Genomic DNA, 24,160 nt, shown 5'->3' on the forward strand with positions numbered 1-24,160 from the left:
ACGTGGGTGTTGTGGGATCTGGCGGTGCCGTACCTCGGTTTCCGGCCCGGCCCCCCCACGGGGGTGGCGGCCGGGGGGGGGCCGGTTCACCCTGCCGTCACGGGCCCGGCCGGGCCCGTGACGGCAGGGCTCAGTCGAAGCGCAGGTCGGACAGCCGCCGTTCGAGCGCGGTGACGTCGTCGTCGGGTGCCACCTCGGACGGACGGGCGGCCATGAGGGCGGCCAGCTCACCGCCCGCCCGCCGGATGCGCGCGGGCAGCCCCTCCGTGTACGTGTCACCGCCCGACCCCCAGTCCTCGGACGCCGCGTACACCGCGGTGGGGACGACGGCCGCCCGCAGGTAGGAGAACAGCGGGCGCAGCGCGTGCTCCAGGACCAGGGAGTGGCGGGCCGTGCCTCCCGTCGCCGCGATCAGGACCGGCTTGCCGGAGAGGGCCTCCGGATCGATCAGGTCGAAGAAGGACTTGAACAGCCCGCTGTAGGAGGCGGTGAAGACGGGGGTCACGGCGATCAGACCGGCGGCTCCCGTCACCGCGCCGATCGCGGCGGCCAGTGGGGGCGGCGGGAAGCCGGTCACCAGGTTGTTGGCGACGGCGACGGCCAGCTCGCGCAGCTCGACGATCTCGGTCTCCACCTCGAGGTCCTGGGTGGCGAGTTCGCCGTGGACCGCCTCGGCGAGACGGTCCACGAGCAGACGGGTGGAGGACGGGGTGCTCAGCCCCGCGGACACGGCGACGAGTTTCATACGGCACTCACCTCTTCCTGGGCTTCCCGGCCTTCCCGATCCTTGAGCAGCGAAGCGTGCGTCGGCGCGTCCGGCACCTCGGCGGGGCGCCCCTTCGCGAACTCCTCGCGCAGCACGGGCACCACCTCCTGGCCGAGGATGTCGAGCTGTTCCAGCACCGTCTTCAGGGGCAGGCCCGCGTGGTCCATCAGGAACAACTGCCGCTGGTAGTCGCCGACAGTCTCGCGGAAGGAGAGGGTCCGCTCGATGACCTGCTGCGGGGAGCCCACCGTCAGCGGTGTCTGCTCGGTGAAGTCCTCCAGGGACGGTCCATGGCCGTAGACCGGAGCGTTGTCGAAGTAGGGGCGGAACTCCCGCACTGCGTCCTGCGAGTTCTTCCGCATGAAGACCTGCCCGCCGAGACCGACAATGGCCTCCTCGGGGCGGCCGTGGCCGTAGTGGGCGTAACGCCGCCGGTACAGCTGGACCATCCGCCGTGTGTGCTCGGCCGGCCAGAAGATGTTGTTGTGGAAGAATCCGTCACCGTAGTAGGCCGCCTGGTCGGCGATCTCCGGCGAGCGGATCGAGCCGTGCCAGACGAACGGCGCTACGCCGTCCAGCGGGCGGGGCGTCGACGTGAAACCCTGAAGGGGCGTACGGAACTTCCCCTCCCAGTCCACGACGTCCTCGCGCCACAGCCGGCGCAGCAGCCCGTAGTTCTCCCGGGCGAGCGGAATGCCCTGCCGGATGTCCTGCCCGAACCACGGGTAGACGGGCCCGGTGTTCCCGCGTCCCAGCATCAGGTCCACTCGCCCGTCCGCGAGGTGCTGGAGCATCGCGAAGTCCTCCGCGATCTTCACCGGGTCGTTTGTGGTGATCAGGGTCGTTGCGGTGGACAGGATCAGGTTCTCGGTGCGGGCGGCGATGTGGCCGAGCATCGTGGTCGGGGACGAGGGCACGAACGGCGGGTTGTGGTGCTCACCGGTCGCGAAGACGTCCAGGCCCACCTCCTCCGCCTTGAGCGCGATGGCGACCATCGCCTTGATGCGCTCGTGCTCCGACGGCGTGCGGCCTGTGGTCGGATCGGGCGTCACGTCCCCGACCGTGAAGATGCCGAACTGCATGGGTGCCTCTTCTTTCCGGCAGTCGTGTGAGGTGGGGAACGCTAGGCGCCGGGCGCACGAGCGTCATGACTGTGCGTGCACGGGGTCGAGTCCTCCAGCGCCCGTCTCGGGCGAGTCTGCGTCATGCGCTGTCGCTCGTGACGGATGGTTGCCGTCGGGGCCGACCTCAGATCCGATGCCCCGTTGCCGGAAAGGAGTTCATCCATGGCGCATGAGCCGATCCTGGTGCTTGCCGCGACGGGCGGGCAGGGCGGTGCCGTGACCGAAGCGCTGCTCGCCCGGGGGGTTCGGATCAGGGCGCTGGTCCGCGACCCCGGCCGCAGTGCCGCGCGGCAACTGGCCGACCGGGGTGTCGAGGTGGTGGCGGGTTCTCTGAGCGATCCCGGGTCGCTCGCCGCGGCCATGCGGGGGGTGGCCGGTGTCTTCGCGTTCACCACCCCCTTCGAGGCTGGTGTCGAGGCGGAGGTGGACCAGGGGCGGGCGATCCTCGCCGCGGCGGCGCGGGAGCGCGTTCCGCATCTCGTGTTCAGTTCGGTCGCCGGGGCCGACCAGGACAGCGGGGTACCGCATTTCGAGAGCAAGGCGCGCATCGAGGCTGAACTGACCGCAGGTGGTGTGCCGTACACGATCCTCGGGCCGACGTACTTCTTCGACAACGCACTGGGCGGAGCGGAGCGCATCCTCGACGGTGTTCTCGATCTGCCGCTGCCGCCCGACCGGCCGTTGCAGCAGCTCGCCCGGCCGGACCTCGGCGCGTTCGCGGCGGAGGTGCTGCTCAACCCGGCTCCCTACGTCGGGCGGCGCATCGAACTGGCCGGCGACGCACCGACTCCCACTCAGATGGCGGCCGCGCTCGGTGCGGCGCTGGGACGGGAGGTCCGCCATGAGTACGTCCCGCTGTCGGCCATCGGCAATCCGGACATGCACGCGATGTGGACGTTCCTGAACGGGCCCGGCTACCGCGTCGACATCCCCGCCCTCCGTGCCGCCCACCCGGAGATCCACTGGACCCGCTTCGCCGACTGGGCGGGCCGCGCCTGGGCCACCGGGGACTGAACCGGCAGTCCGCCTGCCGGCCGGCTCGCCGGGCCGCGTCGCACGAGCGCGCCCGGCGAGCCCCGCCGCCCCCGGATCTCACGCGTTCACGCGATGTGGCGAACACTCCCCCACTGGCACGGTGTGTCCGGAAAACGCACAGGCCGAAAGGCGGAGATCATGTCGCCGGATTCCTCCCTACTGCAACCCAGGCCCTCCGGCACCCTCCACACCACGGACGCGGTGCCCAGCCACCGACGGCGGGCGTACTGGCGCGAGGCCCTGTCCGAGACGTTCGGCTCGGTGGACATGGGCGTTCCCGACGAGATCCACCGCGGCACGATCCGTACCTCACTCCTGGGCCCGATGCAGGCAGTGACGGTGGAAGGCGACCCCCTGCGGGCCCTGCGCACGCGGCGGCTCATCGCGGGCAGCGACAACGACGACTACGTGGTCGTGAAGCTGCTGAGCAGAGGTGTGGCCCGAGTCGAGCAGGACACGCGGGACACCTTCGTACGGCCGGGGCAGCTCTTCGTCTACGACATGGCGCGGCCGGTCCGGATGACCATCCCCGAGCCCTTTCGGACGAAGTCCCTCGTGCTGCCGCGCGAGGTGCTGGGTCTGAGCGAGTCGGAGCTGCGGCACATGACGGCGTCTCCCCTCGACTCCGAGACACCGCTCGGCGCGTTGCTGTCGCCGTTCCTGTCCCGGCTCGTGGACACCGCACAGACGTATCCGCAGCACACGGCCGAGTCGATCGCCCGCAACGTCGTGGATCTGCTGCAGACCCTGGCCGACGAACGGCTGGGCAGGGCGACCGAGGACACGCAGAACGCCGCGCGGGTGTCGCTGCTGCGGATCCGGGCGTACATCGACTGGCATCTCGCCGATCCCGACCTTACCCCGGAGGCCATCGCCCGGGCCCACCACATCTCCGTGCGCTACCTGCACAAGCTGTTCCAGTTGGAGGACATCACGGTCAGCCGGTGGATCCAGCAGCGTCGGCTGGAGCAGTGCCGGCGCGAGCTGGCCCGCCGGGGGTCGGCGGGGCTGACCATCGCCGCGGTGGCGCACCGCTGGGGTTTCACGAGTGCCTCCCACTTCAGCCGGGTGTTCCGGGCCGCGTACGGGGTCTCCCCCGCCGAGTGGCGCAGCTCCGCCGTACGAGGGCCCCGGATGTCCGCCCCGGGTGACGAGGCCGAGCTACCTCATGTGCGCTGAGCTGCCGCTTTTGCCATAGTGGACCTCCTGAGCACCGGCGTTCGCCGGTGTGCGAGGAGGGGACGGTCGGTGGCGGGGTCGAGCGGATCGCTGTCCCCAAGCGGTCTGCGCGGCCGGGAGGCCGAGCTGGAGGAGCTGCGGGCACTGATCGCCTCGGTGGCCCGTACCGGAAGCGGCGCCCTGGTCCTCGTCCGGGGCGAGCCGGGAATCGGCAAGACCACGATGCTCGCCGAAGCCGTCACCAGGGCCGAGGCGGCGGGATTCTCCGTCGGGGTCGGCAAGGCCGACGAACTGCATCACATCGTGCCGCTCTCGTCGCTCGCGACCTGTCTCCTGTACGGCGACCGGCCGCTGCTGTCCGGCGACGCGCTGGCCGGTCTCGCGCACCGCCACGATCAGCGGATCCGGCTGGTGGAGCGCTTGGCGGAGGCGATCGAGGAGAGAGCCGGCAGCGTGCCGGTGCTGATCGCCCTGGACGACGTGCAGTGGGCCGACGCGCTGAGCCGGTTTGCGCTGCAGCAGCTTCCGCGACGTCTGCGGACGTCGCCCGTCCTGTGGCTGCTGACCGGGCGGCAGGGCATCGGGGGACCCGCCGAGGAGATCGTCACGGCCGTCCGGGACGAACTCCCGGCGCGCACCCTGTCCCTCGGCCCGCTGTCCGGCTCGGCCATCGGCCAGCTCGCCGACGACACCCTGGGTCCGGGCGTGGACGAGCGCGTGCGTGAGCTGCTCGAAGGAGCCGGTGGAAACCCGTTCCTGGCGGTCGAGATGCTCGTCGGGCTGCGGACCACCGAGCACTCGGGAGAGTCCGTACCCCCGGGGCTGGTGTCGGGAGTGCGCGGCAGGCTCACGTCCCTGCGGTCCGCCACCTTGCGCTTCCTGCAGATGGGAGCGGTGCTGGGGCGCAGGTTCGCCTTCCACGACGCCGCCGCGCTCTGCGGCGGGCCGTCCGCCCCGCTGATCGCGGCGCTCGACGAGGCGGTGCGCGCGGGACTCCTGGACGACGACGGCGACCAACTGGCCTTCCGGCACGACCTGCTGCGCCAGGCGGTCTACGTGGACATCCCGCCCTCGGCCCGCAAGGCGCTGCACCGAGAGGCCGCGGGCCACCTCGTCGCCTCGGGACACCGGCCGATCGACGCGGTGTCGCACGTCCTACGGGGCGCCCGGCCCGGAGACGAAGAGGCGGTGGAACTGCTGAGGCGCGCCGCGGACGACGTACTGCCGGTGACGCCGGGGCTCGCGGCCGACCTGGTGACACGCGCCCTGGACCTGGCGCCCACCGCGCGGCCGTCGTGGTTCGCCGTGGGTGAGCAGGCCATCGTCTGCCTGACCCGAGCCGGCCGGAATCGTGAGGCACTGTCGACCTGCGACCGGCTGCTGGAGTGCCGACCGCCCGTGGAGACGTTCGGCCGGCTGCAGGCCGCCCTCGGCGGGACGCTGTGGAACCTGGACCTCGCCGAGGAGTTGCGCCACCGGGCCGAGACGGCCCTCGCCGTCGGAGGTGCCGCCCCGGAGGTCGAGGCCCGGCTGGCCGCCCTGCGGGCGCTGGCCCTGTCCCGCGGCCACGATCTGCGCGCGGCGCGTGAGGCGGGCGAGAACGCGCTGCCTGCCGCGATCGCGACCGGGGACCGGGACGCCCACGTGCAGGCCCTGTTCGCGCTCGGTGAGATCGCGCTCAACGCGGGTGAGAACGCCGCCGCCCTGGAGCGGTTCACGGCGCTCAGCGCTGTCGACTCCTCCTTCTTTCCCGAGGAGATCGTCGCGTACCAGCACATGGACGACTTCGCGTCCGGCGAGAGGCTGCTGCTGAAGGCGGCGGAGCGTTCCGGGGGGCTCCGCGAGGCCATGCTGCTGTGGGCCCAGGGGCAGCAGCACCTGGGTACGGGCAGGCTCGACGACGCCGAGGCCGACTTCGTGACGATGGAGCGCCTGGAGGACGACGTACAGGTACCCGTCCAGCAGGTGAACGCGCGCGTGATCCGGTCCTGGATCGCCCTGCTGCGCGGCGAGGGGGAGGCGGCACGGCGCCATCTGGCCGCCGCACGGGAGAGGCTGGCGGTCAAACCGAACCCGGGCAACAGGGCCGCGGTGCGGTTCCTGGAGGCGCTGCACGCCGACGCCGACGGGGACATCGCCCTGGCCGTCGACAGGATTCATCAGGTGCAGGAGGAGGGTCCCTTCCTCCGCTGGCGGCTGTTGCGCACCTGGGTCGACGCCGCGATACGCATGGCCCTGCGAGGAGCGGACCACGAACTCGCGCGGGACCTGGCCGCACAGGCCGAGGCCCACGCCGCACGCAACCCGGCGGTGCCCACGGCGACCGGGGTCGCGGCGCACGCCCTGGGGCTCGTGCGAGGCGACCGCGCCCTGCTGGAACGCTCCGTCGCCCTGCTCGGGGCGGGCCCCCGACCGCTGGTCCACGCCTCGGCCTGCGCCGACTTCGGGCAAGCGCTGCTGGCGGCGGGCGACCGGACCCGGGCGGTGGCCGCCCTGACCCAGGCCCATGGCACGTTCACCGCGTCGGGCGCGCACGCCGCGGCGGCACGCGTGGAGCGCGAGCTGAAGGGGGCGGGGAGCGACGGCCGCCGCGCGGCGAGCGGGCCGCGTCCCGTCCAGGGCTGGGAGGCCCTCACGGCCTCGGAGAAGAAGGTCGCGCGCCTCATCGCCGAGGGCCACACCAACCGGTCCGCCGCAGAGCTGCTCGTGGTCTCTCCGCACACCGTCAACACGCACCTGACCTCGGCCTTCCGCAAGTTGTCGGTCAACTCGCGGGTGCAGCTGGCCAATCTGGTCCGGTCGCTGCCCGACGGCTGAGCGCACGGTTGGTACGTTCACGCGATGCCGGGGCGAGCCGGGTGCGGTTGGCTGGGAAGCCCACCCCGGTCGGAGGTCGCCGACGTGCACGGAGACACCCCTGCACCGCCCACCGTCGTCCTCGTGCACGGAGCGTTCACCGACGCCTCGTGCTGGGCGGGGGTCATCGGGCTCCTTCACGCCGACGGTCTGACGGTGCGCGCCCCGGCGAACCCGCTGCGCGGCCTGGCGTACGACGCCGCCTCCCTCAGGAGCGTGCTGCGCCGGATCGACGTCCCGGTCGTGCTGGTCGGCCACGGCTACGGCGGCGCCGTCATCACCGATGCCGCCACCGACGCCGACAACGTCGTCGCCTTGTGCTACGTCGCCGCGTTCGGCCTCGACGCCGGAGAGTGCCTCCTCGACATCACGAGCCGCTTCTCGCCTGCACCAGGCGCGGACGCGCTCTTCAGCGCCACCGTACCCGCGCCGTGTCCCGCCGACGCGGACAGCGAGTTGTACATCCGCAGGGAACGTTTTCCTCACGCGTATGCCGCTGATCTGTCCCCGCACGTCACCAGTGTGCTGTCCGTGACACAACGCCCCATCGCCCGGTGCGCGTTGACCGGCAGATCGGGCCCGCCCGCCTGGGCGGCCACACCGTCCTGGTACGCCGTCGCCACCGCCGACCGCATGCTCGACCCCACCGCTCAGCGGTTCATGGCGCTGCGCATGGCGGCCACCGCCCGCTTACTGGACGCCTCACACGCCGTGCCGCTCTCCCGGCCCGATGCCGTGGCGGCGATGATCCGCGAGGCCGTGCGGACATGCATGGGGCCCGGCTCCTGCCACGGGCCTCGACACCCCTTCTGAGCAGGCATATGAGATAGCATCCCCGCTCGTCACTCGGAAGGCATCACCATGATCAAAGCGGCCGGACCTTCGGCGCAGCGCATATCCGCCCTCCTCACGGCCGCAGCCCTCGTCCTGACCGCCTCCGGATGCGCGGGCGGTTCCGGGCCCACGTCCGCCGCGGGCAAGGTCACCTCCATCACCGCTCTCGACTACTACACCGACGCGACCGAACACGCCCAGTGGAGCGAGCGGCTCGACGCCTGTGGCAAGACCCCCGGCGTCACGGTCGAGCACCGCAGCGTCCCGGGCGCGTCTCTGGTCCCGAAGGTGCTGCAACTGGCGTCGTCGCGGACCCTTCCCGACCTGTTGATGCTGGACAACCCCGACCTGCAGCAGATCGCGCAGACCGGCGCCCTGACCCCGCTGGACCGGTACGGCATCGGATCCGGCGGGTTCGCCGAGGGCATCCTGTCGGCGGGCACCTACCGGGGCAAGGTGTACGGACTGGCGCCCACGGTCAGCACCATCGCCCTCTTCTACAACAAGGACTTGCTGTCCAAGGCCGGTGTCTCCGTGCCGCGGACCTGGGACGAGCTGAAGGCGGCGGCGGCCAGGCTGACCCGCCCGGGGCGCTACGGCATGGCGGTGGACGCGAACGCCACCTTCGAGGGCACCTGGCAGTTCCTGCCCTTCCTGTGGTCCAACGGCGGCGACGAGAGGCATCTGGACACCCCGCAGGCCGCGCAGGCACTCCAGCTCTGGGTCGACCTGGTCAGGAGCGGATCCATGTCGAAGTCGGTACTGAACTGGACACAGGGCGATGTGCACGACCAGTTCGTCGCCGGGCGTACGGCCATGATGGTCAACGGGCCCTGGCGGGTGTCCGAGATGAACAAGATCAAGGACCTGCACTGGGGAGTCGCCCCCATCCCCGTCCGTCGGCCGGGGCAGACCCTGGTCACCCCGCTCGGCGGCGAGGTGTGGACCGTCCCGCAGAACGCTTCGAAGGCCCGGCAGGCCAAGGCGGCCCAGGTCCTCGCCTGTGTGAACGACTCCGCCCACATGCTCGCCCTGGCGAAGCAGAACTTCACCGTGCCCTCCCGCTCGGCGGTGGCGTCCCGCTATGCCGAGCAGGTCCCGTCGATGGCGGCCTTCGTCAAGAGCGTCGAACGGGCCCGCGCCCGTACCGGCGAACTCGGCGTCAGGTGGCCCAAGGCGGCAACCGGAATCTACACGGCTGTCCAGGCCGCGCTGACGGGCGAGCAGACACCACGGGAAGCACTCGGGCATGCGCAGCGGATCGCGACCGCTTCCTGACCGGCTCGCCCGGTGGGGGTTCCTCGTTCCCGCCCTGGCCTACCTGCTGCTGTTCTTCGGCTACCCGATCGCCAAGAACTTCGCGATGAGCTTCCAGCGGTACACGATCACGACGTTCTACACCGGTGCCGCGCCGTTCGTGGGGCTGCGGAATTACGCGGACATCGTGTCGTCGGACCAGTTCCCGAAGCTCCTGCTGACCACGGCCTTGTTCACCGTCGGTTCGCTCGCCGGGCAGTTCGTGCTCGGGCTGGCCGTCGCCCTGTTCTTCCACCGCCGGTTCCCGCTCGGCGGCGTGCTGCGCTCGCTCCTGCTGCTGCCCTGGCTGCTGCCGCTGGTCGTCTCCGGAACGGCCTGGAGATGGATGCTCGACGCCGACACGGGAGTCGTGAACCACGCGCTGCGCGACCTGCACCTGCTGTCAGCCGGCATCCCCTGGCTGACCGGCACGTCACAGGCGCTCGTGTCGGTGATCCTCGTCAACGTGTGGGTGGGCATCCCCTTCAACGCCACGATCCTGTACGGCGGGCTGCAGGACATCCCGGTCCAGCTGTACGAGGCGGCGCGGCTGGACGGGGCCGGTCGGCTCGCGTCGTTCCGCCACATCACCTGGCCGCTGCTACGACCCGTGGCCGGCGTCGTCCTGGTGCTGGGCCTGGTCTACACGGTCAAGGTGCTGGACATCATCCTCGTCGTGACGGGCGGGGGTCCGGCCGACGCCACCGAGACCCTCGCCACCAGGTCCTACGAACTGTCCTTCCAGCAGTTCGAGTTCGGGCGCGGCGCCGCCCTCGGCAATGTCCTGGTCGTCCTCTCGCTCGCCTTCGCCCTCGTCCACCTGCGCGCCAACCGCCGCGCCCTGAACGCCTGAAGGGGAGGGGAGCCCGTGAAGCGCGCACCCGCCCGGGGCCGGACGTCCACGCTCGTCGGCATCGTCCTGCTCGCGCTGATGCTGTTCCCGGTGTACTGGATGGTGAACGTCTCCCTGCAGCCGGCGAACAATGTCCTGCGGGCCGGCTGGTTTCCCGTCCACCCGGACTTCAGCGGCTACGCCACCGCGCTGCGCGAGCAGAGGCACAACCTCGTCACCAGCCTCGTCGTGGCTCTCGGCAGTGCGGTGCTGAGCCTCGCACTCGCCGCTCCGGCGGCCCATGCCCTGGCCCAGTTCCGCCTCCGGGGAACCACCGCCGTGCTCTTCGGTGTCCTGGTCACCCAGGCGGTTCCCGGCATCGTCGTGGCGAACGCCCTCTACGGCGCCTACAACGAACTGGGGCTCCTGAACTCCTACTTCGGGCTGATCCTCGCCGACTCGACCGCCGGGGTGCCCTTCGCGATCCTGGTTCTGCACGCGTTCATGCGGGCCCTCCCCAGGGAGATCATCGAGGCCGCTCGTGTGGACGGTGCCGGAAGGCTGCGCGTCTTCCGCTCCGTGGTGCTCCCGCTGAGCACCAACGCTCTGATCACCGCCGGCGTCTTCACCTTCCTCTTCGCCTGGAGCGACTTCCTCTTCGCCCTCACCCTGAACACCACGGACTCGGTCCGGCCGGTGACGCTCGGCATCTACGAGTACGTCGGCGCCCACATGGACCGGTGGAACGCCGTCATGGCCACCGCTGTGCTGGCCTGCGTCCCGGCGGCGGTGCTGCTCGTCCTCGCTCAGCGCCGCATCGCCGCCGGGATCACCAGCGGAGCCGTCGGATAAGGGCACGGTCGGGAGTGCTGGTCAGCGGACTGCCTCGGCCGCCGCGGTGATCACGCGGGTGACCACGTCGGGGCACGTGATCAGGGACAGATGGCCCGCTGGCACCTCGGTCATGTGGGCGTCCGCGCGCTCGGCCATCGCCCGCTGTTCGGCCGGGGGGATGACGTGGTCCTCGGTGCCGACGACGGCCCAGGAGGGAAGGGACTTCCACGCGGGAGCACCGGAGGGCTCCGACCCGGCGCTGACCGCGAAGGGCCGCTGCCCCGCCGCGAGGAGCCGCGCCCGCGCGGCGGGAACACCGTTGGCGAAGCAGTCCTGGAAACCCTTGTAGGCGCCGTTCGGGGCCCACTTGAGGTAGGCGTCGACGTCGCCGGACGGTCCTCCGGGGTACGGAACCAGGTTCAGGAACGTCGACGGTTCGGCCGTGACGCACGAGCCGGGCCGGGCCCCGTTGATCTGGAACACGGTCTCACCCTGGTCGGGGATGTACGCGTCGTCGTACACGAGCGCCTACACGTTGGCGCTCTTCGCGGCCGCGTTGCTGATGACCATGCCGCCGTAGGAGTGGCCGACCAGGACCACCGGGCCGGGGATGGTCGCCACGAACGAGGCCAGGGTCTGGGCGTCGTAGGAGACCTCGCGCAGCGGGTTCGGCGGGGCGTAGACGGTGTAACCGGCGTGCTGCAGGCGGGCGATGACGGCGTTCCAGCTCGATGCGTCCGCCCAGGCGCCGTGCACCAGCACGATGGCGGGCTTCGCACCGCCGTCCGGCTCCGGGGCCGCGGCCGCGGGTGCGGCGGTCACCTGCGAGGTGGCGGCGAACACCGTGGCGGCAGCGGCCACGACGCAGGACGCGGCGAGGGCGCGCGCCCGTCTCGTTCTCGGGCGAGGGAGGGATCTCATGGGTTTCTCCTGCTGAAGTGAGAGGATCGACGGGGTGGTTGCGGATCAGGCGCTAAGGCTCCGGACGGCCTCGCGGATCAGGTCCGCGACCTCCTTGGGGTGCGCGAGCATGACGAGGTGCGAGGAGTCGACCTCGACGATGGTCATGCCGGCCCGCTGGTAGCCGAAGCGCTCGACGTCGGGGTTGATGGTGTGGTCCGAGGACGACACCAGACCCCAGGACGGCTTGGTCTTCCAGGCCGCAACCGGGGCCGCCTCGGCGAAGGCCGCACCGGCCAGGGGCCGCTGGGAGACGGCGAGCGTCCGGGCGAGGCCGGGGTCCACGTCGGCGGCGAAGATGGCGGGGAACTTGTCGATGTCCACCGTCACATCGGTGCCGGGCTCGTCCGCACCCTCGACCGGGAAGGGCGTGAAGACGAGCGCCGAGGCCAGGTCGGAGTCGGGGAACCGGCCCTGCAGCTCGCCCAGGCTCTCCCCCTCCTCCAGCGCGTATCCGGCCAGGTACACCAGGGCCTGGACGTTGTCCTCGGCGCCGGCCACGGTGATGACGGCACCGCCGTAGGAGTGCCCCACGAGAACGACGGGACCGGGGATCCGGCGGACGATCGAGGCGATGTGGGCGGCATCACCGAGGAGACTGCGGTTGGGGATGGCCGGGGCGAGCACCTGGATTCCGTCGGCCAGCAGTTCGGGGATGACACGCGCGAAGCTGGAGGCGTCGGCGAAAGCGCCATGCACCAGGACGACGGTGGGTGTGGACGTGGTCATGGACGTTCCTTCCGGAGGGTGCGGGTACGGGGTGGTCATGCCGTGCGGCGGAGCAGGTACTTGTGCTGTCCCGACAGCACGAGTTCGCCGCGCTGGTTGTGGATGGTGGCGGCCGTGAAGACGACGCCGGTGTCGCCCCGGGGCTCCAGCGCGGTGACGGTGAGGGCGGGGTACAGGGTGTCCCCGGAGTGCACCTCCGCCAGGAAGGTGCAGGACAGCTCGAGGAAGCTGATGAACACCTCGCCGATGAAGTGCGGGAACAAGGTGGCGCCGGGCGCGGTGAAGGCCAGCACCTGAAGACCGTGCACCACGGGCGCGGGGTGGCCGCGGTGGCGGGCCCACTCGGCGTCGTAGTGCACCGGGTGGTTGTCCGCGGAGACCGTCTGGAACGCCGCGGCATGGGCGTCGGTCAGAGTCCGGCTGGGCGCCCGGAAGACCTCGCCGACGCGCAGGTCCTCGAAGGTCCGGGCCGGTACGACGAGGAAGTCGTCGGGGTCGAAATCGGTGGAATTGGCAGATGTCTGATCAGTCATCGGTCAGCTCTCTTCCGCTACTTGCCGTGCTCGACGTGGACCGCGAGGACGTTGGGGTCGCTGTTCGTGAAATAGGCACCGCTGGCGATGTACGCCGTCCGGCCCCGTACGGCGAGCGAGGTCGGGTTCTCCAGGCCGTCGGCGGCGGTCAGCACGATGCTGTGGCTGCCGTCGGGCCTGACCAGGGCGACCACGTTGTCCTTGTTGATCGCCGCGAGCAGGGTGTCGCCGACGCCGGTGAAGTCGAAGTCGTCGATGTCGACCAGTGTGGTGGCCCGGGTCTCGACGGGCCCGGCGCCGCCGTGGCAGGTGAGCGGGATGCGCAGCACGGTGCCCTTGTCCAGGTTGGACACCCAGACCGCCCCGTTGTGGATCTTGATGCCGTTGGCTCCCAGGAATCCGGCGGGCCGCAGCTCGGGGGCGGCGGCCCACCGGGTGGGCGTGCCACCGGCGACCGGCACCCGCCAGACGGTGCCGAGGACCGAGTCGGCGACGTACAGCAGGCCGCTGTGCCGGTCGAGGGCCAGGCCGTTGGGCAGGCTGTCGGACGGAAGTGCGGCGATGTGCTGCGGGGTGCCTCCGGGGCGCAGGCGCCACACACCGGTCAGGTCGGTGCCCGTGGCGTACAGGAAGTACAGCGTCCCGTCGTGGGTGCGGACGATGCCGCCGAGGAACGGTGAGGTCAGAGCGGGGGTGACGGACCCGGCCGGGGGTGCCGGCAGGGTCGCCAGGATGTGCGCCCGGCCGTCGGGGGTGATGCGGGCGATCTGGCGGGAGTAGGCGAAGGTGACGTCCGCGGCGCCGCCGGGCTCCAGGGCTATGTTCTCCGGCCGCTGCCCGTCGGTGATGTTCAGATGCGCGACGAAGCGTACGACCGACGGCGGGCCGGAGGCGGCGCCCGCAGTGCCGGTGAGGGTGACGGTGAGGGCCGCCGCCACGGCCGTGGTCAGCAGGACTGTCCGCGCCCCTTGTCTGGTTCCGGGCATGGTGAAGTTCCTTTCCGATGCGAGGACTCGATGTGTGTGCTCAGCCGGTGAATCGCTGGCGCAGTTCGCCGATGCCCTCGATCGTCCGGAGCGCGGAACTCCACCAGCAGAGCAGCGGTCTCCGGGGGAATCCCGGCCCAGTCGGCGGGAACGCCGTCGACGCTCGCGCAGGCCCGCAGGGTGTTTCCGTCCATCAGCTCGACCGCCCGGGCCCCGGCGTCGTTGAACAGCGGTACCGCCGCGGCGGCGTCGGTGAGCCGAGGGAAGAACAGCAGCGCGGTGTGGGTGAGCCGGTCCAGGGAGACCGTCCGGAACACCATCTCGGCGATGAACCCGAGGGTGCCCTGGGAGCCCACCACCAGTCCGCGCAGGACCTCCGCCGGGCCGGCTCCATCCAGGAAGGCGTCGAGGCGGTAGCCGTTGGTGTTCTTCAGCTCGTACTTCGCGCGGATCCGGGCGGTGAGTTCACGGTCGTCCTCGATCTCCGCCTTCAGCGCCAGCAAACCCTCGCACAGCTCGGGCTCGGCCGTGCGCAGTGCCGCGTCGGCGTCCGGGGTCGCGGTGTCCACCACCGTGCCCGACGGCAGGACGACGGTGAGGGAGGACAGCAGACAATAGGAGTTGCGGGTGACGCCGGCGGTCATGCCGGAGGCGTTGTTGGCGACGACCCCGCCGACGGTGCACGCGCTGGAACTCACCGGGTCGGGGCCCATCAGACGGCCGTGGCGAGCCAGCGTCACATTGACGCGTCCCACGGTCGTGCCGGGGCCGATCCGCACCTCGGTGCCGTCGCCGAGCACGTCGACGCCGGTCCAGTGGCGGCGCACGTCGACCAGGATGTCCTTGCCCTGGGCCTGCCCGTTCAAGGAGGTTCCGGCCGCCCGAAAGACGACCTCCCGCCGGTTGTCGCGGGCATAGCGCAGCACCGCGGCCACGTCCTCGATGCTCTCGGCGATCACCACCACCATGGGCACGAAGCGGTAAGGGCTGGCGTCCGAGGCGTACTTCACGAGGTCGGACACCGAGTGCAGCACCTTGCGCTCCCCCAGCAGTCGGACGAGATCCTTCTGCAGGGCATCGGGTGTTCCGGACGCCCGGTCGTCCATGACCCGGTCGTCGGCCGGGCCACCGGTGGCGTGCGGTCGCAGCTTTCCCGGTTCCGGATCGAGCAGTGCCATAGAAATCTCCGTCATGATTCAGGAATGACACCGGCCCACGGCAGCGGCTGGTTGCCATCGGAGTTTATGCAGACGAGAAGTGTCCGGCGCGGACCAGTGCACTACGGGAACACATCCGGTGCATTCCGAGAAAAGCGGCACCAGCGGGGGTCGACAGGTTTTCCGCGAATCAATGAACGGCAGGAGAATCCGACCTCCCGAGTGAGAAATCATGACAGCAGAAGTCGCCGGCATCACCCACCACACCGCCGAACTCAACGGCATCAGGCAGCACTGGGTGAGCGCCGGGCAGGGACCGCCGGTCTACCTGTTGCACGGCTTCCCCGAGACCTGGTACGGGTGGCGCAAGCAGATACCGGTGCTCGCCGAGCGGTTCACCGTGATCGCGCCGGGTCTGCGCGGCTACGGCGACACGGACAAACCCGCCTGCGGATACGACAAGCGGACCATGGCCCAGGACGTCGTCGCGTTGATGGACCACCTCGGCCATCGGCGTATCGCGCTGATCGGCCACGACCGCGGCGCACGCGTGGGCACCCGGTTCGCCAAGGACCACCCCGACCGGATCGACCGGTTCGCGGCCCTGGACAACATCCCCACCCGGATCATCGCCGAGACCTACGACGTGCGGCTCGCCCGGCAGGGGTACTGGTTCTTCATCTTCCTCGGCGTCCCCGACCTTCCCGAGGCGCTGATCGCCGGCCGTGAGGAGGTCTGGTTCACCCACTTCTACCGGAGCTGGTCGTACGACCCCGGCATGCTGACGCCCGAGGAGATCGCGGTCTATGTGCGCGCCTATCAGCAGCCGTGGGCGATACGCGGTTCCTGCATGGACTACCGGGCGGCGTCCCAGGATGTCGCGCAGGACACCGAGGACGCCGACCGGCTCATCGACCGCCCAATTCTGACCATGTGGGGCGAGGAGTTCAGCGCCGTCGGGCAGTCCTACGACGTCCTGGAGGTCTGGAAGGGGCTGGCGCGGAACGTGCGGGGCGTGCCCATCCCCCGGTGCGGGCACCTGTGCCAGGAGGAACGCCCCGACGTCGTGAACGCGGAACTGCTGGAATTTCTCGCCGACTGGAACAGCTGAGCCGGTAGGTCAGCGCGGCTCCACGCCGAGATCCGTATCGACCTCATAACCGAATTCGGCCTGGCCGGCCGTGGGATGCGCTATATCGGTCGCCAGGTCGAAGGCCGCCCCGTCGATCGCGTTCTCGAACGCGGACTCCTCGTGTTCTTCCTGAACGCGACGATGATGCTCGGTCACCTTTTCCACGATGTTCCGGATATGCGGGTGACGGTCGGCTGGATTCGACTCTTCGGCGTTCATACTACGCTCCTCCTTTTGAGGCATCAGTAGGTCTCGGAATCGGGAATCACATGCATCGCAGCCTCCTCCGCCGACGCGCCGGCGCCGTCCGGGCCGATGTCGGATGCGAACAGGTCGGACTCGGTGTTCTCGTGGCTGCCCTCGTCCGGCGCGACCAGGCGTCCGGCGCGCTCGTCGCCGACCTCCAGGTCGACGGGCTCACCGGCCATCCCCCAGGTGTCGCCGATACCGTCGCCCTCGGGGACACCGATGTCGGGAACCTCCTCGGCGAGGCGCTCCTCCAGGCTCTCTCCACGCCACCGCTCGGACGCCGTGACTCCCGTGTGCTCCACGGCCCAGGGCCGTTCCGGGGGCGAGTAGCCCTCGTCCAGGGGCTCGACACCAGCCCGGTGGTCGAGGGTGTCCGAGGCGTCCAGCAAGCCGGCGTCGTCCTGCACCTCGGACCCGTCCGGCTGGTAGACGTCGTCCCCCATCGCCTCGTCGGTCACCTGTGATCACTGTCCTGGTGCAGTTCGGCCACATACCCGCCGGGGAACCGCACCATGGCGTCGGAGCGGCCCCGGGCGGTGTACGGACCCCACAGCACCCGCGCGCCCGCCGCCTCGGCCTTGCGCAACGTCACGGCGAGATCCCGCACCGCGTAGCCCGTGGTCTCCCGCCCGAACGGGTAGGGAAGATGGCCGTCGGTGACGCTCACGACGGTGTTGCCGAACCCGGAGCGGATGACGATACGGCGATATGTCTCCTGGGGCAGACCGATGTCGCCGCCGTCCGCCGCCCGGCGGTCCGAGACGACGCGGCCCCCGGTGAACCGCAGGTAGGAGCCGAGGAACCCGTCCACCGAGTCGGGCGTCAGGTAGACGCGGTTGTCCGGCACGGATTGAAGGGGCTTGTACGACGGCGCCGTGGTGTGCCAGTACAGCTGGGCGTTGACGCCGCCCGGGAACTGGACGATCGCGTCCCGCCCGATCGGGTCGTCGAAGGGCGCCACGACCAGCTGTGCGCCGCTCTGCCGGGCCTGTCGGACACCCTTGTCGAAGTCGCTCATGAGCCAGCCCGTCCGCTCGGCTCCGAACGGGTACGGAGCGGGCGTCCGGAAGTCGAAGACGGACAGGGTGCCGACGGGCGACATCACCAGTTCCGACTCGGTCCTGCTGGGCGTCGGCGTGACGGTCGTGAGGACCTTGGCCGTGTGGGTCCCGCCGAAGGTCGTGCCCCAGCTGGCGACGAACGCGTCCACCTTGCCGGGGGTGACATAGACGTGCGTGGTGTCGTACTGGGGGCCCACCGCCGTGGTCGAGGCCGGCACGGCGGCCGCCCCGTCCCGAGCCGAGGACGGCGCCCCGGATCCCAGCACGCTCAGTGCCACCATGACAGCAGGCACCACCCATGCCATCGCTCTGCGCTTCATTCCCGTTCCTTTCCGCCGGAGCCGTACACATCGAAAGCTAGGCACCGAGCGCGGGAGCGATCATGCAGACAGCGCCCCGGCTCTTGCCCTTCCGGGAACAGTGCCGACCGGACGTCAGGTCCCCAGGTGCACACCGCGCCACTGCACCGGCGACATCCCGTACGTCTCGCGGAACGTCCGGCTGAAGTGGGAGGGGTTGGTGAAACCCCAGCGGGCGGCCACCGCCGCGATCGAACGGTGGGCCGCGCCGGCGTGGGCCAGCTCCTCACGCGCCGCCTCGAGCCGTCGGGTGCGCACCCAGGCGTTGACCGTGGTGCCCTGGAGCTGGAAGATCCGGTGCAGATAGCGCAGGGAGATGCTGTGCTGATCGGCGATGGCCTGGGGGGTGAGTCCGGGATCCTGCAGCCGGACCTGGACGGATGCGGTGATCCTCTCCCACAGCGCCGGCGCGGACCGACTGCTGACCTGCTCCAGGGCCAGGGTGGCCAGGATCTCCGCCGCGATGCGGGCGAGGTCGTCGCGTCGGGTCGAGTCCGCCCGGATGACCTCGTCGACGAGCCCGCGCAGCAGCGGCATCAGCAGCGCCGCCGCCCCGTCCCCGGTGTCGTCCACCACGGTCGCCGTCAGCGCGGACAGCTGCCCTTCCTCCAACCGGAGCAGGGCGCGGGGCAGCATGAGGACCCGGGCCCGCTGCCACTGGGGCAGCACGATCCGGTACGGGCGCCGGGCGTCATGGAACGCCAGCCGGCCGGGCCGGAGTTCGGCGGTGCGGCCGTCCTGAAGGAGCAGTGCGGTGCCGTCCAGTTGCAGACGCACCAGGATGTGGGTGCTGGGGGCCTCGGCCACCGTGCGGGCGCTGCGTAGGATCGTTCCCGGCCCGAACTCCTCGGTGGCGACCTGGAGTGCGCCCAGACGCTCTGCGGTCAGCTCTCCCGCCCACGGGCGGCCGCCCTCAACGGCGACCTCCAGACCCACGAAGACCTGCGACAGCACGCGTCCCCAGGCGGCGACACGGTCCCTGGGGGCAAGTCCCCGGGTGGAGAAGGAAATCCCCTGGCCGGGGGTGGTCAGCGATGCGGTCAGCACAGTACTTCTCCCATCACGCGATTCGCACGCTGCCGGTCGAGCCAGTCGGTGGGAGACAGGCCGAACGAACTGCGGAAGGCCCTGCTGAACCGGGCGGGACTGCTGAAACCCCAGCGTCGCGCGACCTGTCCCAGGCTGACGGATCCCGGTGCCTGTACGGCGAGGTCCCTGCGGCACTCGTGCAGGCGCAGTTCCCGGATCCACTGGCACACGGTGGTGTCCTCGGCCTCGAACAAGCGATGCAGATAGCGGACGGAGATGCCGTGGGCGTCGGCGACGGCCCGGGGGGTCAGACCGGAATCCGCCAGGTGCCAGCGGATGAAGGCCTTGATCCGCAGCAGCAGGACCCGGTCGGCACCGGGCAGTACGGCGAGATCCTCGCCCAGTTGATCCACGGCCGTGGCCGCCATGAGGCCGATGACGCCCTCGGCCAGCCGCTCCGCCACCGGTGTCGCGTACGCCTCGGAGGTGTCCGCCAGCCGCTCCAGCAGCGGGGCGAGCAGGGCGGTCAGACCACCGCTCGGACGCACGGCCTGCGCGGTGAGTCGACTCAGATCTGCCTCCGACGGCCCGAGCAGGTCCCGCGGGACCGCGAAGATCTTCAACCGGAAGCGCTCGGGGAAGGTGGTGCGGAAGGGCCGGACGGTCTCGAAGAACCCGATGTCACCGGCCCGCAGCTCGGTGGTGCGGCCGTCCTGTTCGACCTGGGCCCGGCCGGTGCTCTGGAGCGCCACGAAGATGTCCCGCCCGTCGCCGCGGGCGATGAAGCGCGGTGAGCGGTGGACCCGGCCCGGATCGCATTCCACCGTGATGATCCGCAGGTCGCCGAGGTGATCGGTGCGCATGGCCGCGTCATAGGTACGGCCGTCGGTGGCGATCTCCATCCCGACCAGGGTCGCGAGCACGGCGTCGTGCCAGAAGTCCAGGCTCTCGCGCGCCGGAACCGAACGGGTGCTCAGCACCTGGGCTCGCGGACTCGTGCAGGAAGCCGTCCACCAGCTTCTCTCCCCGTGGGGGTCGATCACGGTTGGCATGTGGTGAGCATGCGGTCGAGGCACGAAGCCACGCATCGGTCGGTCGACTGGTCACCGGCCCGTTCCGCACGCCCTCAGTGCAATCGGGCACCCAGAAAGGCGCAACCGGTCACGAGAGCTGCCCGAGTGGGCGGGCTGTCGTGCAGGGCATGCAGGGCCACGAAGTCGTGGACCGTGCCGAGGAACCGTACGGCGGACGCCTCGACCCCGGCTTCGCACAGATTCCGCGCGTACTGCTCGCCCTCGTCCCGGGCCACGTCGGCCTCCGCGGTGACGATCAGCGTCGGCGGCAGCCCCACCAGGTCCTCAGTGCGTGCCCGCAGCGGGGACGCGGTGGGCTCGTCGTGCAGGGCCGCGTCCGTTACGTAGCGCGCCCAGTACGTGCGCAGGGCACGGCGGGTGAGCAGGTATCCGGTGGCGAACTGCCGTTGCGAGGGGCTGTCGCAGCGGGAGTCGGTGAGCGGGTAGTAGAGCAGCTGTGCGCTGAGCCGCGGCCCGCCCCGGGACTTCGCCAGCATGGTCACGGCGGCGGCCAGCGTGGCACCGGCACAGTCGCCCGCCACGGCCACCCGGCGTGCGTCCAGGCCGAGTTCGTCGGCTCGGGAGACCGCCCGGACGAGCAGCTCGTAACACTCCTCCAGCGCCACGGGGTAGCGGACCTCCGGGGTGCGGCTGTACTCGGGGACGACGGCGCACACCTGCGCGCCCCTGACGACTTCGCTGATGAGGCGGGCATGGGTCTGCGCATCGCCCAGTGTCCACCGGCCGCCGTGCACGTACAGGAGGGTCGGCAGCGGGCCGGTCGCGCCGGCCGGGCGGACGGTCCAGAATCCGAGCAGCCCGGACGGGCCGACCGATGCCACGCGGTAGACCGCGTCCACGTCGAAGTCCCCGAACCGGTCGACCTGGGCCTCCCGGAGCGCCTGCCGCGCCGTGTCGGGGCCGAGGTCGTCGAGGGACGGGGGCGCGGCGGACGCGGTGACGAGCCGCCGCACCACGGGGTCGAGGACGACGGCCGCGCGGGAGTCACCGCCCGACCGGCCCCCGGGGGTTCTCCCCATCACGCACTCTCCTCTGGCTGGGCGGCGCCCCTCGTCGGCGGGTTCGTACGGAACCGGCCGGTCCCCGCCTCACCTGTCCTGGAGGAGGTCACGCAGTTGCTGGCGGCGGCTGATGCCGAGCTTCGGGTAGACGTTGTACAGGTGGGAGCCCACGGTACGCGGCGAGAGGAAGAGCTGTTCACCGATCTCACGATTCGAAAGGCCGCTCGCGGCCATCAGGACGATCTGCCGTTGCTGTGCCGTCAATTGCTCCAGCAGGCCGGAGGTGTCGGGGGTGGGTGCCGCTCCGCTGGCGCGCAGTTCGCGGGCGGCGGCCGTGGCGAGGGCGCCCGCGCCGAGGCGTTCGGCGGTTTCCCGCGCGGTGGTCAGCTGCTGACGCGCCTCGCGTGTCCGGCGGCCGCGCCGCAGCCAGATGCCGTAGTTGAGGCGGACGTGGGCGCGTTCCCACGGCCACCGGTCCGCCTCGTGGTTGACCAGGGCGAGGTGGAAGTGCTGCTCGGCGTCCTCGTCCGGGTCGATCAGGGCGGTGGCATGGTGCAGGAGCAGCGTCATCCTGGTGCTCGGGCGGTCCCCCTGCTCCGCCCGGGCCCTCGCGAGGATCGGCACGACGTCGGCCGTGCGGCCGGTGCGTTGGGCCGCGACCGCGAGTTCGGCGATGCTCCGGGGCGACAGGACGGGGTGCAACGGTGAACCGTCGACGGTGAACAGCTCACGCAGCTGCCGCCAGGCGCCGTCCCAGTCCCCGAGCGCGATGCAGGCGAGTCCTTGAGCGCGCAGCAGGCGTGCGTGGGTGGCCCGGTTCTCGTCCAGGCAGACGACGCGCCAGATCGGCGGGGTGAGCCAGGGCTCCGGCGGGACGGTTCCGCGCAGCGCCTGCAGGGCCAGGGCCTGTGCCTGAAGATCCGCCTGGAGGCGTGGCAGGCGCAGCACCGCGGCCTCGGCCGTGGCCTCCCGGACCAGGTCCTCGGCCTCGGTGAACCACCCGATGCTCACGAGGGTGTCGACAAGGGCGAGGACGGTCCAGCCGCGGATGCCGAAGGCACGGGCGGTCCGGAGCTGGGCGTCGCTCTCGCGGAACTGTCCCAGACACACGTCCGCCTCGTCCGCGAGGTAGGCCGCCGAGAGCGCTGCCATGCGGCAGGCCGGCGTCTCCAGGCCGTCCAGCGGTACACCGTACGCACGAACGAGGCTCTTCGGCGAGCCTGTCGCGGACTGCGGCCGGACCACCGCGCTGACCAGCGCGTCCAGTGCCTGCTGCGTTTCCGGCCGGTCCAGGTGGCTCTGCGGCTCGGTCACGAGAGGACGGGGCCGGCCGGTTTCGGCCTCCCGGACCGGGTCGGCTCCCCGGCCGCGGCCGGCCTCCCGGGCACCCCTGGCCTCCCGGGCGCCCCTGGCCTCCTGGGCACCGTCGGCCTCCCGGGCACGGTCGAGCAGTGTGGACAGGCCGGCCCGGTGTTCCGGCAGACCGGACTGGACGGCAATGCCCGCCGCCACCGCCGTCAGCGCGAGCGCGACGGACGGGCCCACCACCGGAAACTGCTCCGAGGCGTCGACCAGGAGATCGAAGGCCTCCCGCTGGGCGGACTCCAGAGACAGCGTCGAGGCCAGGGCGCCGGCCGCCGCGCAGGCGAGTTCCGGATCCCCCGGGTCCTGGACGAACCGGCCGTACAGGTCCCTGACCCAGCCGGGATCCCCCACCGCATGCGCCGCCACCACTGCTTCGGCCAGCCGGCGTGCGCGTGCCCGCGGCCGTGGGCTGAGCCGGGCCGCCTGCTCCAGGGCCCGCGCGGTGCCCACGACGTCCCCGTGCCGCCACGCGGAGTCCTCGAGCGCGGCGGCCACGGACTCGCTGGTTCGCACGGTGGCATTGGCCAAGTGGCGTGCTCTGTTCTCCGGCTGCGTGACGGCCTCGGCGAGGTCCACGTGGGCTTGCTGCCGCTCGCCCGCCGGATGCCGCGAGAACACGGCCGACCGCGCCAGCGGATGTCGGAAGACGAGGCGGTCCTCGATGAGCGAGACCAGACCGGCCGCCTCCGCCGGGGCCCACACCGCGAGATCGTCGGTGTCCAGGGCCGCCATGAGGGTGGCGACGCTCTCCCCAGGCACGGCCGCCGCGGCGTACAGCAGGGCCCGTCCTGTCTCGGGAGGCAGCGCGTCGAATCGTGCCGCGAAGGCGTGAGCCGTCAGGGGAGGACGCGCCGGCACGCCGTCGCCGCCCCCCGCTCGGGAGTCCATGGGCACACGGCGGCTCAGTTCGACCAGGGCCGAGGGGTTTCCTTCGGCTTCCTCCAGGATCTCCAGCCTGCACCGGGCGGTGGGCGCCGTCGGCTGCCGGTCCAGCAGCGCCGCGGCCGAGAGCACGCTCAGCGGGCCCAGGTGCAGCGTCTCCATACCGGGGGGCAGGCCGGGCGGGGGCGCGTCGCCGCGCACGGTGAGCAGCAGCCTGACCGGGCGACCGGCCAGGAGCCGGATCCCCGCGCAGAGCGCGTCGACGAAGGCGCGGTCGCAGGCGTGGATGTCGTCCACGCACACCAGTACCGGCCGGAATGTGGCGAGCCGGTCCAGCAACGCCAGCAATGCGGCCTGCACCTGTCCGTCGTCCGGCCCTTCGTCCGGCCCGCCGTCGTGGGAGGCGGGGTTCATGACGGCGCCCAACACCTGTCCGTGCACGGCGGGCAGGCCGGGCAACTCGTCCAGGACCGGCGCCAGCAGTTGCTGCAGGCAGGCGCGGGCGCGGCAACGGTCCTCGGCCCAGCCCTGCGCCGACAGGACGAGCATGCCGTCGCCGATGGCCCGTTCCCGGGCATGGTGGAGCAAGGTCGTACGACCGATCCCCTCCTCCCCGAGGAGCAGCAGCGCCTGGGGGCTGCCGGGCTGTCGCGTCACACACCGCAGGATCCGCTCGATCTCGCTGTCACGACCCAGGGGACGCGATGCCGCCGTACGGCAGGACCGGCGGTCGGCTTCCTCGCCGGTCGCCGGTCGGGATGGGTGGACCGTCATACACGTACTCCGGACCTGCTCGGCTGCCCACGGCTGCGGGCATGTTCCCTGGCCGAGTTCATAATCGGGGAAACGAGGCCGCGATGCTTCTGT

Annotated in this window: 22 protein-coding genes and 1 pseudogene; 8 read left to right on the forward strand and 15 right to left on the reverse strand. The window is 71.2% G+C overall.

Translation table 11 applies throughout. The features are described from left to right. Positions 1-130: 130 nt before the first annotated feature. Both ABT288_RS11335 and ABT288_RS11340 read right to left on the reverse strand, forming a co-directional pair. Positions 131-745 carry an FMN reductase gene (locus tag ABT288_RS11335; RefSeq protein ID WP_351605245.1) on the reverse strand — a complete coding sequence of 205 codons (615 nt, stop codon included), beginning with the start codon at positions 743-745 and terminating at the stop codon, positions 131-133. After that, on the reverse strand, positions 742-1,848 hold the full coding sequence (locus ABT288_RS11340; RefSeq protein ID WP_351605248.1) for an LLM class flavin-dependent oxidoreductase: 1,107 nt from the start codon (positions 1,846-1,848) through the stop codon (positions 742-744). The genes ABT288_RS11335 and ABT288_RS11340 overlap by 4 nt, the downstream gene beginning before the upstream one ends. 204 nt (positions 1,849-2,052) lie before the next feature. Between ABT288_RS11340 and ABT288_RS11345 the strand changes: the two genes are divergently transcribed. The 7 genes from ABT288_RS11345 (at position 2,053) to ABT288_RS11375 (ending at position 10,774) form a co-directional block, all read left to right on the forward strand. Next, positions 2,053-2,904 (forward strand): NmrA/HSCARG family protein, encoded by an 852-nt coding sequence (locus ABT288_RS11345; RefSeq protein WP_351605250.1) that lies wholly within the window; start codon positions 2,053-2,055, stop codon positions 2,902-2,904. A gap of 159 nt (positions 2,905-3,063) precedes the next feature. Next, positions 3,064-4,104 (forward strand): AraC-like ligand-binding domain-containing protein, encoded by a 1,041-nt coding sequence (locus ABT288_RS11350; protein ID WP_351605252.1) that lies wholly within the window; start codon positions 3,064-3,066, stop codon positions 4,102-4,104. A gap of 69 nt (positions 4,105-4,173) precedes the next feature. Continuing rightward, complete coding sequence (locus ABT288_RS11355; protein ID WP_351605254.1) at positions 4,174-6,921, forward strand: ATP-binding protein; 2,748 nt, start codon at positions 4,174-4,176, stop codon at positions 6,919-6,921. A gap of 84 nt (positions 6,922-7,005) precedes the next feature. After that, positions 7,006-7,773, forward strand: a complete 768-nt coding sequence (locus ABT288_RS11360) for an alpha/beta fold hydrolase (RefSeq protein WP_351605257.1) — start codon at positions 7,006-7,008, stop codon at positions 7,771-7,773. Positions 7,774-7,821: 48 nt separating this feature from the next. Beyond that, positions 7,822-9,072 (forward strand): sugar ABC transporter substrate-binding protein, encoded by a 1,251-nt coding sequence (locus ABT288_RS11365; protein WP_351605260.1) that lies wholly within the window; start codon positions 7,822-7,824, stop codon positions 9,070-9,072. Continuing rightward, on the forward strand, positions 9,044-9,943 hold the full coding sequence (locus tag ABT288_RS11370) for a carbohydrate ABC transporter permease (protein WP_351605263.1): 900 nt from the start codon (positions 9,044-9,046) through the stop codon (positions 9,941-9,943). Before ABT288_RS11365 ends, ABT288_RS11370 begins: the two co-directional genes overlap by 29 nt. Before the next feature lie 15 nt (positions 9,944-9,958). After that, positions 9,959-10,774 carry a carbohydrate ABC transporter permease gene (locus ABT288_RS11375; RefSeq protein WP_351605266.1) on the forward strand — a complete coding sequence of 272 codons (816 nt, stop codon included), beginning with the start codon at positions 9,959-9,961 and terminating at the stop codon, positions 10,772-10,774. 21 nt (positions 10,775-10,795) lie between these two features. Here ABT288_RS11375 and ABT288_RS11380 read toward each other — a convergent pair whose 3' ends face one another. The 6 genes and pseudogenes from ABT288_RS11380 to ABT288_RS11405 form a co-directional block, all read right to left on the reverse strand. After that, a complete protein-coding gene (locus ABT288_RS11380) occupies positions 10,796-11,278 on the reverse strand; it encodes an alpha/beta fold hydrolase (RefSeq protein ID WP_351605269.1) in 483 nt (160 codons plus the stop codon). Between the two features lie 6 nt (positions 11,279-11,284). Further along, entirely contained in the window at positions 11,285-11,677 is a 393-nt protein-coding gene (locus tag ABT288_RS11385) for an alpha/beta fold hydrolase (protein WP_351605271.1), read from the reverse strand. Between the two features lie 45 nt (positions 11,678-11,722). Continuing rightward, positions 11,723-12,445 (reverse strand): alpha/beta fold hydrolase, encoded by a 723-nt coding sequence (locus tag ABT288_RS11390; protein ID WP_351605273.1) that lies wholly within the window; start codon positions 12,443-12,445, stop codon positions 11,723-11,725. 35 nt (positions 12,446-12,480) lie between these two features. After that, positions 12,481-12,978 carry a MaoC family dehydratase gene (locus ABT288_RS11395; RefSeq protein ID WP_351605274.1) on the reverse strand — a complete coding sequence of 166 codons (498 nt, stop codon included), beginning with the start codon at positions 12,976-12,978 and terminating at the stop codon, positions 12,481-12,483. Positions 12,979-12,995: 17 nt separating this feature from the next. Next, positions 12,996-13,964, reverse strand: coding sequence for a hypothetical protein (locus tag ABT288_RS11400; RefSeq protein WP_351605277.1), 969 nt, complete (start codon positions 13,962-13,964; stop codon positions 12,996-12,998). Positions 13,965-14,023: 59 nt separating this feature from the next. After that, a pseudogene (locus ABT288_RS11405) lies at positions 14,024-15,142 on the reverse strand (FAD-binding oxidoreductase); the annotation flags it as partial. Between the two features lie 211 nt (positions 15,143-15,353). On the opposite strand from ABT288_RS11405, the gene ABT288_RS11410 reads away from it, so the two are divergent. Continuing rightward, positions 15,354-16,232: an alpha/beta fold hydrolase gene (locus tag ABT288_RS11410; protein ID WP_351605280.1), complete on the forward strand. Its 879-nt coding sequence runs from the start codon at positions 15,354-15,356 to the stop codon at positions 16,230-16,232. Positions 16,233-16,241: 9 nt separating this feature from the next. On the opposite strand, the gene ABT288_RS11415 is transcribed toward ABT288_RS11410, so the two are convergent. From ABT288_RS11415 to ABT288_RS11445, 7 genes are all read right to left on the reverse strand, one after another. Beyond that, a complete protein-coding gene (locus tag ABT288_RS11415; RefSeq protein WP_351605283.1) occupies positions 16,242-16,472 on the reverse strand; it encodes a hypothetical protein in 231 nt (76 codons plus the stop codon). Positions 16,473-16,495: 23 nt separating this feature from the next. Then, positions 16,496-16,945, reverse strand: a complete 450-nt coding sequence (locus tag ABT288_RS11420; RefSeq protein WP_351605417.1) for a DUF5709 domain-containing protein — start codon at positions 16,943-16,945, stop codon at positions 16,496-16,498. A gap of 11 nt (positions 16,946-16,956) precedes the next feature. After that, positions 16,957-17,883 carry a glyoxalase gene (locus tag ABT288_RS11425; RefSeq protein ID WP_351605286.1) on the reverse strand — a complete coding sequence of 309 codons (927 nt, stop codon included), beginning with the start codon at positions 17,881-17,883 and terminating at the stop codon, positions 16,957-16,959. A 114-nt stretch (positions 17,884-17,997) separates the two neighbouring features. After that, on the reverse strand, positions 17,998-18,969 hold the full coding sequence (locus ABT288_RS11430) for a helix-turn-helix domain-containing protein (RefSeq protein ID WP_351605288.1): 972 nt from the start codon (positions 18,967-18,969) through the stop codon (positions 17,998-18,000). Further along, the gene (locus ABT288_RS11435; RefSeq protein WP_351605291.1) at positions 18,963-20,003 is read right to left on the reverse strand and encodes a helix-turn-helix domain-containing protein; all 1,041 of its coding nucleotides are present in this window, start codon (positions 20,001-20,003) and stop codon (positions 18,963-18,965) included. The genes ABT288_RS11430 and ABT288_RS11435 overlap by 7 nt, the downstream gene beginning before the upstream one ends. Before the next feature lie 74 nt (positions 20,004-20,077). Further along, entirely contained in the window at positions 20,078-21,064 is a 987-nt protein-coding gene (locus ABT288_RS11440; RefSeq protein WP_351605293.1) for an alpha/beta hydrolase, read from the reverse strand. Between the two features lie 69 nt (positions 21,065-21,133). Continuing rightward, complete coding sequence (locus ABT288_RS11445; RefSeq protein ID WP_351605295.1) at positions 21,134-24,067, reverse strand: helix-turn-helix transcriptional regulator; 2,934 nt, start codon at positions 24,065-24,067, stop codon at positions 21,134-21,136. Positions 24,068-24,160 lie beyond the last annotated feature (93 nt).

The organism is Streptomyces sp. NPDC001093, from assembly GCF_040298985.1.
Taxonomy (GTDB): Bacteria; Actinomycetota; Actinomycetes; order Streptomycetales; family Streptomycetaceae; genus Streptomyces.